Consider the following 13113-nt stretch of genomic DNA (forward strand, 5'->3'; position numbering starts at 1 on the left):
CAGGCTCCAGGAGGCGGCCGGGCCGGCCGCCCGCGCCGCCCAGGACCTGGCCGAGCATCTGCGCGGCCGACTGGCCACCCGCGCCGATCCGCGTGAGGGCGTGGGCCCGCAGCGCCACGCCCGCTGGGTCGCCCGCATGCTGGGGACCAGCCTGGATGCGCCGGCCGTCTACGCCTGGGCGAGTGCGCAACTGCGGGAGCTGACCGCCGCCCAGGACGCGATCGCCGTCGAACTGCTGGGCGCGGGGGCTCGCTGCGCGGATCTGGACGCACATTTGCGCGCCGACAGGAGCGCGGGGCTGCGGCCGGAGGAGTTCACGTCCTGGGCGCAGGAGGTCGCAGATGACGCCTGGGATAGGCTCATCGGCCCCGTGCTGGCGCCCAGCGCCGCGCTGGGGCGGCCTGTCGTCGCCCTGGATGCGCCCGGTGGAGGCGTGCACTATGAGGAGCCGAATCCGGCGACCGGCCGGCCCGGCACCATGCTGCGTTCACTCGCCGTCGGCGACGAGCTGCTGTGGCCGTGGGCGGAGCGCACTACCGTGCTGCACGAGACCGTCCCCGGCCACCACGCCCATTCCGGGGCGCAGGCGGTCGACGCCCGCCTGACCGACTGGCAGAGGCACCTGGCCCGGGTACCCGGCTGCAACGAGGGCTGGGGCCTGTACGCGGAGGGGCTCGGCGTGGAGAACGGCCTGATCGCGGATCCTGCCGACCGTTACGGGTGGCTGGCGGCCAGGCGGTGGCGGCTGGCCCGCGTGCTCATCGACCTCGGGGTGCATGCCCGGCTGCCGGTGCCGGAGGATGTGGCCGCCCTGCCCGGGGCGTCGGGCGGACCTCGGTGGGACCGACCCACCGTCGCCGCCGTGCTGCGCGCGCACACGGTCCTGGGGGAGGGCTTTCTGCAATTCGAGGTGGACCGGCAGTTGGGGTGGCCCGCGCAGGGTCTGGCCTATGTGCTGGGGGAGCGGGTCTGGCTGGCCGGCCGGGAGGCCGCTCGCCGGCGCGCCGCCGCGGCGGGGCGCGACTTCGACCTGCGCGGCTTCCACGACCGCGGCATCGCGCTGGGATCGGTGGGCCTGGACCTGCTGGAGCGGGAGCTGGTGCGCTCAGGCGCATAGTTTTGAGGCGAGGCGCGTTGGGGTGAACTGCACCGGGTTTGATGGAGGCGGTCAACGCATCGCGCTGATCGTGGCTGGTGGCCGGTAGAACCGTAGCGGGGGGCGGTCCGGCCGCGGCACAATCGGGTGCATGACCCGTCCCCTACGCGACCTCTCCCGCCCCACCACGCCCTGCTCCGCCGTGCAGGCCCGCATGGCCGAGGAGACCGCAGCCCGGGCCGCCGCCGCCGGGCCCGCCCCCGCCCTGCCCGAGGACGCCGGCGCCGCCCCGGGCCTGCGCACCGAACTGGCCGCCGTCGTCGACTCCCTGGCACCGGAGCTGGTGGCGCTGTCGCGGGACGTGCACGTCCACCCGGAGGTTGGCTACGCCGAGCACCACGCCGTCGCCGCCGTCGCCGAACTGCTGCGCACCCACGGCATCACCCCGCGTGTGGGCGTGTACGGCATGGACACGGCCCTGCGCGCGGAGATCGGTGCCGACGCCGCAGTGCACGGGGAGCAGCGGGACGACGAGGAGCAGCAGTCGCCCGGCGGCAGCCACCCCCACGCCCCGACCATGGCGATCCTGGCGGAGTACGACGCCCTGCCCGGCGTCGGCCACGGCTGCGGACACAACGTCATGTGCGCCAACTCGGTGGGTGCCTTCCTCGCCCTGGCCGAACTGGAACGCCGCCGCCCCGGGGTGCTGCCCGGCCGGGTCATCCTGCAGACTACCCCCGCCGAGGAATCGGACACCGCCAAGGAGATCCTGGCCCTGCGCGGCATGCTCGACGGCGTCGACGCCGCCATCCAGACCCACTCCTACGCCCACGACCTGGCCGACCAGACCTGGCTGGGCGTGCGCCGCATGAGCGCCGTGTACACCGGCATCCCCTCCCACGCCTCCTCCCAGCCCTTCATGGGCCGCAACGCCTTGGACGCCGTCACCCTGGCGCTGACCGGCCTGGGGCTGCTGCGCCAGCAGATACTGCCCATGGACCGGGTCCACGCCGTCGTCGACGACGGTGGGCGGGTCGCCAACGTGATCCCCGAGCGTGCCGAACTCAACCTCATGGTCCGCTCCAAGTACCCCGAGACGCTCAAAGACCTGGTGGGGCGCGTGGAGGACCTGCTGCGCGGGGCGGCGCTCATGACCGGCACGGGAGTGGAGATCATCACCGACCCCAACTCCAATGAGATGCCGGTGCGCTCCAACGGTCCGCTGCTGCAGGCCTGGGTGCGTTCCCAGCGGGAGCGCGGCCGTGACCCACTGCCCGCCGGGGTGGTGTCGGAGACCGTCGCGGCGGGCACCGACTTCGGCAACGTGTCGCTGCGCGTGCCCGGCATCCACCCGCTGATCAAGGTCACCGACCGCGACGACGTCGCCCTGCACACCCGCGAGATGGCCGCGGCCGCCGGCTCGCCCACCGGTGACGCCGCCGCCGTCGACGGCGCCTACGGGCTTGCCGCCGTCGCCCTGGACTGGCTGCACGACGCCGATCTGCGCAACGCCGTGCGTGCCGACTTCGAGGCTGCCGGCGGCGCCGTGGACGTGGCCGGATTCTGGGAGGAGTGAGTCGGATGGCGGCCGTTGATGAACGGCCGTGGGCTCCCGGCGGTTAGGCGGCTGTGGTGATGACGACTGCCGAGGCGGATGAGCGCACCCTGCGACCATAGGCAAGGCTTGCCTTGCTACTACGATGTTGTCATGCCCTCCGCAGACAAACGAAGAGCCCCCAGGGGCCGCCGCGGCGTAACTGGTGCCGTGCTGCGCATGCTGGGTGGACGGGACCACATCTTGACCGTCACCGAAGTGGAGCCACTGACCGCCCACGTGATGCGCATCGGATTCCACAGCCCAAGCCTGTTCGAAGATCTGCCGGAAGGGCCAGCCACCTACCTCCGCTGCTGGTTTCCAGGTCCTGTGCGCCCCGGCGTCGAACACCAGCGGGGATACACTCCCATCCTCATGCGCCGGACCACAGGTGCGCTGTCCATCGATTTCCTGCTCCATGAACCTGCCGGCCCCGCATCGAACTGGGCGCGGCATGCCGCTGCGGGTCAACGCCTCGGAGTGACGGTCTATGGGACTACACCCTTTGAGCTTCCCGACCCGGCCCCGGCAGGCATGCTGTTGATCGGCGATCCAGCCTCGCTGCCCGCACTCAACTCGATCATCGACGCCATACCGGACGAGGTCCCGATCGAGTTGTATCTGGAGCAGTCCCACCCCCTCGATGTATCACTGCCCGTTGCAACACACCCGCAGCTGCAGCATCGGTGGGTGTCGCGCACGAGTGCGACTTCCTTGGCGGACGCCATCGAGATTCGCGACTGGAGAGGATGGCACGTGCAGGCCCTGACTGAGGCATCCACGCTGAAACGATTGCGTCCGGTACTGAAAACGACCATGGGGTTCCCCAAGACCCACACAACCGTGCAGGCGTATTGGGCGCAGGGGCGCGCCATGGGGCGAAGCCGGGGTGACGGCAGCTGAGACCAGCCAGGGCAGTTTTGTGCAGTCGGCGCGCCACGAGACGTATGCCGCGAAACACCTTCAGTTGCGCAGCGCCTCACGCATGACGTCCAGGCCCACGCTGCCCAGCCGCAGCGCCCGCATGTGGAAGTCCTTCAGGGATTCACCGCGGACCAGTGCCTCGTCGCGGGTCGCCTCCCACAGCCGCTGGCCGACCGCGTAGGAGGGCGCCTGCCCCGGAAAGCCCAGGTAGCGGTCCAGCTCGAAACGCAGGAAGGACTCCGTCATTGCCACGTTGTGACGCAGGAAGGCCCAGGCCGAGTCGGCGTCCCAGACGCCGTCGCCGACGCCGGGCAGCTCCGCCAGCTCCGGCGGGCGCCGCTTGCCCAGGTGTACGCCGATGTCCAGCACCACGCGGGCGGCCCGCAGCCGCTGGGAGTCGAGCACGCCCATGCGGTCTCCCGGGTCGTCCTGGAAGCCGAGGTCCGCCATCAGCTGCTCGGCGTACAGGGCCCAGCCCTCGCCGTGACCACTGACCCAGCAGGCCAGACGGCGCCAGGCGTTGAGCTCGTCACGCACATAGGTCTGCATGCCGACCTGCAGGTGGTGGCCGGGCACGCCCTCGTGGAAGACGGTGGTGCGCTCCTGCCAGGCGGCGAAGGTGTCCGTTCCCTCCGGCACCGACCACCACATGCGGCCCGGCCGGGTGAAATCGTCGCTCGGACCCGTGTAATAGATGCCGCCGGTAGCCGACGGCGCGATACGGCACTCCAGGGTGCGCAGCGGGGCGGGGATGTCGAAGTGCGTACCGTCCAGCGCCGCGATGGCGTCATCCGCGGTGCGCTGCATCCATGCCTGCAGGGCGGCGGTGCCGTGGATGGTGCGCGCCGGATCGGCATTGAGCCGGTCCATGGCCTCGCGCGCGCTCACACCCTCGCCGTACAGCCGCGCGGCGATCGCCCGCTGCTCGGCGTCGATTGCGGCCAGGCGCTCGCGGCCCCACTCGTAGGTCTCATCCAGGTCAACCACGGCGCCCAGGAATTCGCGGCTGAAGCGGGCGTAGCGCTCGCGGCCCACGCCGTCCACCTCGCCGGCGAGCGGTGCGATCTGTTCGCCCAGGAAGTCGGCGATGCGGCCGTAGGCGGCGCGGGCCTGCGCCGAGGCGTCACGCAGCTCCGCCTGCAGTGACTCGGGCAGGGGAGTGCCGTCGGCGGTGGTGGCGGCGTCGATGAGGGCCGTGTAGGAGCTGGAGGACTCCGCCGCCTGGGTGCGGGCCTGGCCGATGCAGGCCTCCACCTGGCGCCGGGCGGCCACGTCGCCGCGGCTCGCGGCCAGGCGCAGCGAGCCGGCGTACTCCTCCAGGGCGCGGGGCACGTCGCGCAGGCAGGCGGCGAAGTCCGCCCAGTCGGCCTCGGTGGCGGTGGGCAGGTTGTCGAACAGGTCGCGCAGGTTCTGGATGGGAGAGTCGATGTTGTCCAGGCGGCGCAGCGCCTCACCGGCGTCGGCGGACTCAATGCTGACGCCCAGTCGTTCGCGCATGGCGGCCACGGTGACCCGGTCGACCGCGTCGACCGGAGTGACCTGCTCCAGCTCGGCGAGCGTGCGCCGATCCAGGTCGGTCAGTGCAGCGAGTGCCTCGGGGGAGTAGCCGTCCAACTCGCCGCGGCGGCCGGGCAAGCCTACAGAGACAGCGAACTCGGGAGAAAGATCAACAAGGCGCTCCACGTAGCGCTCGGCCACCGCATCCACAGCGGTGGGGTGGCGGAGTGAGTCGATGCCGGGCGGGATGGCACCGGGCGTCGCGGAGGGGGTGTCGGTGGGAGACTCGGTCATGGGCTGAGATTAGGGCATAGGGCGGCTGCGCCTGCGCCTCGACGAACTCGCGGGGAACCGCGGCGTCGCGGGTGGTGAGGTTCCGTCTGGAGCGGTGCCGTGGCGGGCAACGCTCCCGGTGACAGAGGCGAGCCGGGCGGAAAGGGCTCGGCGCCCCGGTGCTTGATCAGCTGAGGGGCGCGTACTTGTCCCGCAGTCTCTGCAGGCCGGGGCCGAAGCTGCGTTCCAGGACGTCGGCGTGGCGCGCCAGCATCTCCAACTTGTACAGGTCGTGCCGCACGAACTCGGTCACGGGCACCACCAGGCCGGGATGACTGGTCCAGGCGGCGCGTGAGTGCGCTCCGGCGGAGACGTTCGGCCAGCGCCGATCACCGCCGTGGCCTCGGCGTCCACAAGGTCCTGCAGGCCGGCCTGAAGCAGACGCCGGAAGACACCCGTCGTGTGCCAGGTCGGGGTCCGCAAGGACTTCCTGGATCAGCGTGGACACGGCAGACTTGCTTGTCGGGCATCGTGGGTGAACCTTCCTGGTGAATCTTGGTCGAGAATCCGGGCTCCCACGATTCCCCCTACCACAGGGAACCCCTCGCGGGAATTGCCACCACACAACGAGACCCACCCCGGAAGGGACGAACCGCCGACCCGACCATGCGAGCCGTCGCACCCGATCCACCGTGACCGGCCGTCGCCCACCGCGATCCACGGCGCTGTCTCCCACCCCCGCCCCTCGCGCCACGCACCGCACCTACCGGACACCCACACAACCGGCGATCCAGACACACACCAACCATCAACCCACCCCACTCCCACAAGCCGGAAGAACCGCCAACGGCTCTTCCGGCCCCCAAGTGCGTCGCCCCGGATTTGGCGAGCCGGCGGGGCTGTTTGACGACGTGGAGCAGTCCATGACTGACATCCCTGTTGCCTCGGACACGGCAACATACCGGAGACTCGGTCCCGCATGAATCGCCTACACGACGGCCCGACAACAACCAGCATCTCGTATGGAACCGAACTCGGCACGTAACTTCTACCGAACTCGGTGCGGCCGCACCCATGCAGGCACGCGAAAATGACACCGCTGTCACAGTTCGCGATCGTCGACCCATCGCGCCCCACCGCCCACACCGCGCATCATGGTGGTGACTTGGCGCACAGCTGCGCCCGACATATCCCGAAAGGCATTCCCATGCGTATTATCTCGCGGTACGGCACCGCGTTGCTGACGGCCGTCATGGCCGGTGGACTCGCCCTGTCCGGCTGCGCCGGCTCCACCGACTCCGGCGCCTCCAGCGCCGGTTCCGCCGAGGGCCCGATCACCATCGCCTGTGGGGCGATGGAGGACCTGTGCCAGGCCTGGACCGACAAGTTCACCGAGCAGACCGGCATCAAGGCCACCTACGTGCGCCTGTCCTCGGGCGAGACCGTCGCCCGCCTGGCCTCCGCCAAGGACAACCCCGAGTTCGACGTCTGGCACGGCGGGCCCGTGGACGGCTACGGCGAGGCCGTCAACCAGGGCCTGATCGAGGCCTACACCTCCCCCGAGGCGGCCAAGATCCCGGACGAGTACAAGGACCCCGACGGCAACTGGACGGGCGTATACATCGGCGCGCTCGGCTTCTGCTCCAACCAGACTCAGTTGAACAAATTGGGCATGGATGCACCCGACTCCTGGGACGACCTGCTCGACCCGGCCCTGAAAGGCCAGATCTCCGTCGCGCACCCGTCGACCTCCGGCACGGCCTTCACCACCCTGTGGACGCAGGTGACCCGCCTGGGCGGTGAGGACGCCGGTATGGACTACATGAAGCAGATGCACAACAACGTGCTGCAGTACTCCAAATCCGGCACCGCCCCCGGCCAGATCGCCGGACGTGGGGAGGCCGCCGTCGGCCTGGTCTTCTCCCACGACTGCGTGAAGTACCAGGAGGAGGGCATGACGGACCTGGTCGTGTCCTTCCCCGCGGAGGGCACCGGCTACGAGGTCGGCGGCGTCGCCCTGGTGGCCGGCTCCAGCCACAAGGCGGCCGCCCAGGCCTACATCGATTTCGCCATCTCCGCCGAGGGGCAGAACGTCGGCCAAACCGTTGGCTCCTACCAGGTGCTGACCAACCCCGACGCCGACACCAGCGACAAGATGGCGAATCTGGAAGAGATCAACCTGATCGACTACGACTTCGCCGCGGCGGCCGCCGCCAAGCCCGACCTGACCGCCCGCTTCGACGAGGAGATCGCCGCCGAACCCAAGGAGTAGTTCGACGCCCCCGCCCCCATCCAGTGAGGACCTCCCATGACCTCAAGCGCGACCCCCATGACCGCCGCCTCCCTCACTCAGACTCCTCCCGCCAGGGCCTCCGCCCACGGCCGCACCCGGGTCAAGCAGGACCCGGTGACGACGACGATCCTCGCCCTCGTCCTCCTAGTGCTGGTGTTCCTCGTGCTACTGCCGCTGGGGCGCGTGCTGGGCGAGGCCCTGTCCGCGGATGGGCTGGCGGTGCTCAGCAGGCTCGCCTCCTCCCGCACCAACCGGACCACGGTCTTGAACACGCTCGTGCTGGGCACGGTGGTGGGCACCGTCGGCACCCTGGTGGGCTTCCTGCTGGCCTATGTGCAGGTGCGGGTGGCCTTCCGCGGCAAGCGCCTGTTCCACCTGATCTGCCTGCTGCCGGTGGTCTCCCCACCCTTCGCGGTGGCGACGGCGTCGATCACCCTGTTCGGGCGCAACGGCATCGTCTCCACCCAGCTGCTGGGCCAGGAGTGGAACATCTACGGCCTGCCGGGACTGACCCTGGTGCTGTCACTGTCCTTCTTCCCAGTGGCCTACATGAACCTGGTGGGCATGCTGCGCAGCCTGGACCCGTCCATGGAGGAGGCGGCCGCCTCCCTGGGCGCCTCCAAGTTCACGGTGTTCCGCACGGTGACGCTGCCGATGGTGGTGCCTGGCCTGGGCGCCTCCTTCCTGCTGCTGTTCACCGAGGCCATCGCCGACCTGGCCAACCCGCTGGTGATCGGCGGGGACTACACGGTGCTGGCCTCGCGCGCCTACATCGCCATCAACGGCGAGTACAACACGGCGGCGGGCGCCGCCTACTCCCTGGTGCTGCTAGTGCCCTCCCTGCTGGTGTTCCTGCTGCAGCGGTACTGGTCGGGCCGCTCCTCCACGGTCACGGTCACGGGCAAGCCGACCGGCTCCTTCGAGCTGCTGCGCGCCAACGTGGCCCGCATCCCGCTACTGGTGGCCAGCGTGGCCGTGCTGGCGCTGGTGGTGACGGTGTACGCGGCCGTGGTGGTGGGCGCCTTCGTGGAGATCCTCGGCGTGAACAACTCCTTCACGCTGCGGCACTTCGAGTACCTGCTGTCCGGCATCGGCAACGAGTCCATGATCGACACCACCATCCTGGCCCTGATCGCCACACCGATCGCGGGCATTCTGGGCATGCTCGTGGCTTGGCTGGTGGTGGTGCGGATGCGGCGCGGCGCCGGGGTGGTCGACTTCCTGGGTATGTTGGGCCTGGCCGTGCCGGGCACGGTCATCGGTATCGGCTACCTGGTGACCTTCAACCGTCCGGTGGCGCTGTTCGGCGTGAACGTCATCGCCCCGCTCGCCGGCGGCGGCGCCATCGCGGGCGGCGCCATGGCCATTGTGATGGTCTACGTGGCGCGCTCCATGCCCGCCGGGCAGCGCTCAGGCATCGCCTCCCTGCAGCAGATCGACAAGGCGATCGATGAGGCCTCGACGTCGTTGGGCGCCTCGGGCGCCCAGACCTTCCTGCGGGTCACGCTGCCACTGATCCGGCCGGCGTTTCTGACCGGCCTGGTCTACGCCTTCGCCCGCTCGATGACGACGCTGTCCCCGATCATCTTCATCACCACCCCGCGCACCAAGATCATGACCTCCCAGATCCTGGCGGAGGTGGACGCCGGCCGCTTCGGCAACGCCTTCGCCTTCTGCACCATTCTGATCCTGATCGTCATGACCGTGATCGGCGGCCTGAACCTGCTCATACGCGGCACCGGCGCGGGACGCGAGCCGCGCTGAGCGGCACCCGCCGAGCCGCGCGGCGTCGTCGTCGGCCCCGAACTCACCCACCCAGCCATCACGCCCCGGCCAGCGGGGCGAGAGCCAAGGAGGCTCCCACATGACCACTTCCACCACGACCGGACGTTCCGGGAACTCCGCCACCAAGAAGGACGCCCCCACCGGGCATCTGGAGCTGCACGACGTCGTCAAGGTGTTCTCCGGCCACGGCAAAGACGTGTACGCCGTGCACGGGGTGAGCCTGGACGTCGCACCCGGCGAGTTCATCACCTTCCTGGGGCCCTCCGGCTGCGGCAAGACCACCACCCTGCGCATGATCGCCGGCTTCGAGAACACCACCGCGGGGCAGGTGATCCTCGACGGGCAGAACATGGTCTCGCTGCCGCCCAACCGGCGCCCCATGTCCATGGTGTTCCAGTCCTACGCCCTGTTCCCACACCTGTCCGTGCGCGACAACGTCGGCTACGGCCTGAAGCTGCGGCGCGTGCCCGCGGAGGAGATGCGCGAACAGGTGGACGTGGCACTGACCTCCATGAACCTGACCTCGCTGGCGGACCGCGCCCCCAACGAACTCTCCGGCGGTCAGCAGCAGCGGGTGGCGCTGGCGCGCGCCATGGTGGTCCAGCCCAAGGTGCTGCTGTTCGACGAGCCGCTGTCCAACCTGGACGCGAAGCTGCGCGTGCGCATGCGCCTGGAGATCCGCCGTCTGCAGCGGCGCATGGGCATCACCTCAATCTACGTCACCCACGACCAGTCCGAGGCGATGACCATGTCCGACCGGATCGTGGTGATGAACGCGGGGCGGATCGAGCAGGTGGCCACGCCGGAGGAGATCTACCGGCGGCCCGCCTCCACCTTCGTGGCGGACTTCATCGGCCGGGCGAACTTCCTGCAGGCGAGCGCGCAGAACGTATCCGCGGGCAAGTGCGGTGTGCAGGTGCTGGGGCGCGGGGTGGAGGCCGCCTGCCATGCGGACGTGCGCGACGGGGACGCCGTCACCGTGGTGGTGCGCCCGGAGTCGGTGCGCCTGGAGCCGGTCGGTGCGCAGGATGCGGCCGCCGGGGCGGGCGAACTCATGGGCGACATGGGCCGCGTGCTGTCGGCCGTGTTCTACGGCGACCACGTGGAGTACGAGGTGGAGACTCAGGTGGGCACGATCGTCTGCGTCGAGTCCGACCCGGACGTCAACACCGTGCACGCCGAGGGCGACGCCGTGCGCGTCGGCTTCGCCTCCTCCCGCGCTTGGGTGCTGCCCGACGACGGCGAGTGAAGCCAACCGAGGTAAGCGGCTTTTCGCGTGGATGTGGTGGCTGGGTGGTGCGGGCCTTCGGGGAGCCGCGGCTTGGAGACGCTGGGACTGTCGGGCCGCAGGGCGCGTTGGGTACGCCCCTTCGGTGTCTACTACGCCGGTTAGGTGTTTGCTGAAGGGCTGAGGAGCCTTCAGCAAACACCTAACCGGCGTACTAAAGCCCGAACCGGCGTAGTAGACGACCTCAGCCCCGGGTATCAAGACGCCGTCGGGCCCGCGCGCGGCCCAAGGGTGTCGCCGAACCGCCCAGCCCTCGCGGCCTGACACCCTCCCGGAACGTCGGACCCCCGGCAGCGAACCCCTATGCCGGCTCGGCGTGGATGCAATCCGGACCCGACCCAACACCCACCCAGGCGCGGGCGAACACACCGGCACACACCACCACATCCACAAACCGGAAAAGCCAGGAAAGCCCAGCGACCTGCGCAGCTCCGATCACACAGACACAACTCGTCACCATCCCGTAATCTACGAGGTGACGAACGCGCCCAACAGGCAATACACCGTCACCCCCTTCTCGGGGAGCTACCTGCACGAGGCGCTACGCAGCGCCTTGCTATGGGCGGGCCTGGCCTGCATGGTCGGCTCGGCGATCAGCCCGTGGTACCTGTGCTTTTACAACAGCCGCAAGGCGGAGGCCTTCACTCTTTTGTGGATGCTTGAAGCCTAGAAACAGTTCGAAGGCGTTAGTTCATATGCGGTCGTTGGAGCGCTGATGGCCGCAACACTTTAGCTATGTGCGGCTGTGCGCGTCGGCTCAAAGAATGAGCAGGTGGACAACGGCATGGCGGCGCTGACAGCGTTTACCGCACTGCTTTTGTTCGCGTGCCACAGCTCCGTCAGCAACGCCATCGGTAATGCCGAGGCCGGACCGGGGCTGCCGCTGATGCTCCTCTCGGTCGCCTTCAGCGGGACTTGCGCCGTGAAGCTGCGCCGCTAGCGCTCAGCCGCGCAGCTCCTGCGCGGCCTCATACAGGGCGTCCGGGTCGGCGAGCCTGGGCGTTCCCTCCACCACGGCCGGCACCGCCGCCTGTTCCTCAACCGTCGGCCCGCCCGGTTGGTCCTCCAGCCACCTTGCGGTCAGACTGACAACCGAATCGGCGGGCCGAACGCTTGCGGAATCGCCCTGGGAGTCCAGCCAGACCAGACCGTCGTCATTCGCCGGAAGCGCCTCCATGACGGGGCCCGCCAACTCGTAGGCGTACTCCAGCGGGGCGCAGTGGGGCGCCTCCCAGTCGCGTCCCGCAGATGATCGCGGCCAAAACAACTGGTCCTCGTAGACGATGCCGGTTCCGTTCCTGGTCAGGCGCAGGCTGAGATCACGCCTGATGTCATCACCGGCCTCGGGGTCGAATAGCCCGTTGAGTTGATCCGCCAGATCGCAGACCTCGGCGGCGGTAGTTTCGGGCCGGATCTCCGCCTCCACCACGAGGCGCTGCGGCAGGAACTCAGGCCACTCCGGATAGAGCTGCGTCGTCGCCTTCAGCACGGTGTCCTGGCCGTCGGCCCAGGACTCCACCTACCGGCTCAGCGGCGAGTTATACGAGATCACCGCCAGCTTCACCGCCGTCGCCAACACCAGGCAGCAGATGACGGCCGCCCACCGGCACCAACCTCCCGGCAGGCGCCGCACACGCCCCTGTGGCCGGGAACCGGCGGAGGACGCGTCGGGTTCGCTCATCTCATCCACGCCTGGGGCATCTCAATGGCCCCTGTTAGAAGTCCCAGTCCTCGTCCTGCGTGGCCTCGGCGGTGCCGATGACGTAGGAGGAGCCGGATCCGGAGAAGAAGTCGTGGTTCTCGTCCGCGTTGGGCGAGAGCGCCGCGAGGATCGCCGGGTTGACGTCGGTGGTGTCGGCCGGGAACAGCGCCTCGTAGCCGAGGTTCATCAGCGCCTTGTTGGCGTTGTAGCGCAGGAACTTCTTCACGTCCTCGGTCAGGCCGAGTTCGTCGTAGAGGTCCTCGGTGTACTGCTCCTCGTTGTAGTACAGCTCCATGAGCAGCTCGAAGGTGTAGTCCTTCAGCTCGGCCTGGCGCTCCGGCGAGGCCTCGCGCACCGCCAGCTGGTACTTGTAGCCGATGTAGTAGCCGTGCACGGCCTCGTCGCGGATGATCAGGCGGATCAGGTCGGCGGTGTTGGTGAGCTTGGCGTGCGCCGACCAGTACATGGGGGCGTAGAAGCCCGAGTAGAACAGGAAGGACTCCAGCATGGTGGAGGCGACCTTGCGCTTCTCCGGGTCGTCGCCGCGGTAGTAGTCCAGGATGATGCCGGCCTTGCGCTGGAGGTTCGCGTTCTCCTCGCTCCACCGGAAGGCCTCGTCGATCTCGGCGGTGGAGATCAGGGTGGAGAAGATCGAGGAGTA

The 13113-nt window shown here is 69.3% G+C and carries 13 protein-coding genes and 1 pseudogene; 8 read left to right on the plus strand and 6 right to left on the minus strand.

Annotated features, from left to right (window positions below):
• The 3 genes from Q4A20_RS13550 to Q4A20_RS13560 form a co-directional block, all read left to right on the plus strand.
• On the plus strand, positions 1 to 1117 hold a 1117-nt coding region (locus Q4A20_RS13550; protein ID WP_303123755.1), incomplete at its 5' end, for a DUF885 domain-containing protein.
• A gap of 130 nt (positions 1118 to 1247) precedes the next feature.
• Complete coding sequence (locus Q4A20_RS13555; RefSeq protein WP_303123757.1) at positions 1248 to 2672, plus strand: amidohydrolase; 1425 nt, start codon at positions 1248 to 1250, stop codon at positions 2670 to 2672.
• A gap of 198 nt (positions 2673 to 2870) precedes the next feature.
• Complete coding sequence (locus Q4A20_RS13560; protein WP_303123779.1) at positions 2871 to 3593, plus strand: siderophore-interacting protein; 723 nt, start codon at positions 2871 to 2873, stop codon at positions 3591 to 3593.
• A gap of 60 nt (positions 3594 to 3653) precedes the next feature.
• Here the strand turns inward: Q4A20_RS13560 and Q4A20_RS13565 are convergent, their stop codons facing one another.
• The 3 genes and pseudogenes from Q4A20_RS13565 to Q4A20_RS13575 all read right to left on the minus strand — a co-directional run.
• On the minus strand, positions 3654 to 5405 hold the full coding sequence (locus Q4A20_RS13565) for a DUF885 domain-containing protein (RefSeq protein WP_303123759.1): 1752 nt from the start codon (positions 5403 to 5405) through the stop codon (positions 3654 to 3656).
• Positions 5406 to 5571: 166 nt separating this feature from the next.
• Positions 5572 to 5697 carry a hypothetical protein gene (locus tag Q4A20_RS13570; protein WP_303123761.1) on the minus strand — a complete coding sequence of 42 codons (126 nt, stop codon included), beginning with the start codon at positions 5695 to 5697 and terminating at the stop codon, positions 5572 to 5574.
• A gap of 62 nt (positions 5698 to 5759) precedes the next feature.
• A pseudogene (locus Q4A20_RS13575) lies at positions 5760 to 5892 on the minus strand (IS256 family transposase); the annotation flags it as partial.
• Positions 5893 to 6591: 699 nt separating this feature from the next.
• Between Q4A20_RS13575 and Q4A20_RS13580 the strand changes: the two are divergent.
• The 5 genes from Q4A20_RS13580 (at position 6592) to Q4A20_RS13600 (ending at position 11690) form a co-directional block, all read left to right on the plus strand.
• Complete coding sequence (locus Q4A20_RS13580) at positions 6592 to 7656, plus strand: ABC transporter substrate-binding protein (RefSeq protein WP_303123763.1); 1065 nt, start codon at positions 6592 to 6594, stop codon at positions 7654 to 7656.
• 36 nt (positions 7657 to 7692) lie between these two features.
• A complete protein-coding gene (locus Q4A20_RS13585) occupies positions 7693 to 9441 on the plus strand; it encodes an iron ABC transporter permease (RefSeq protein WP_303123765.1) in 1749 nt (582 codons plus the stop codon).
• 100 nt (positions 9442 to 9541) lie between these two features.
• Positions 9542 to 10711 carry an ABC transporter ATP-binding protein gene (locus Q4A20_RS13590; protein WP_303123767.1) on the plus strand — a complete coding sequence of 390 codons (1170 nt, stop codon included), beginning with the start codon at positions 9542 to 9544 and terminating at the stop codon, positions 10709 to 10711.
• A gap of 514 nt (positions 10712 to 11225) precedes the next feature.
• Positions 11226 to 11420, plus strand: a complete 195-nt coding sequence (locus Q4A20_RS13595; RefSeq protein WP_303123769.1) for a hypothetical protein — start codon at positions 11226 to 11228, stop codon at positions 11418 to 11420.
• Between the two features lie 102 nt (positions 11421 to 11522).
• Complete coding sequence (locus Q4A20_RS13600) at positions 11523 to 11690, plus strand: hypothetical protein (RefSeq protein WP_303123771.1); 168 nt, start codon at positions 11523 to 11525, stop codon at positions 11688 to 11690.
• 3 nt (positions 11691 to 11693) lie between these two features.
• On the opposite strand, the gene Q4A20_RS13605 is transcribed toward Q4A20_RS13600, so the two are convergent.
• From Q4A20_RS13605 to Q4A20_RS13615, 3 genes are all read right to left on the minus strand, one after another.
• A complete protein-coding gene (locus tag Q4A20_RS13605) occupies positions 11694 to 12269 on the minus strand; it encodes a hypothetical protein (RefSeq protein WP_303123773.1) in 576 nt (191 codons plus the stop codon).
• On the minus strand, positions 12270 to 12431 hold the full coding sequence (locus Q4A20_RS13610) for a hypothetical protein (RefSeq protein ID WP_303123775.1): 162 nt from the start codon (positions 12429 to 12431) through the stop codon (positions 12270 to 12272).
• A gap of 34 nt (positions 12432 to 12465) precedes the next feature.
• Positions 12466 to 13113: ribonucleotide-diphosphate reductase subunit beta (locus tag Q4A20_RS13615; protein ID WP_303123777.1), on the minus strand; the 648-nt coding region annotated here is incomplete at its 5' end.

The sequence above is a fragment of the Actinomyces sp. genome, assembly GCF_030530635.1.
Classification (GTDB): Bacteria; Actinomycetota; Actinomycetes; order Actinomycetales; family Actinomycetaceae; genus Actinomyces.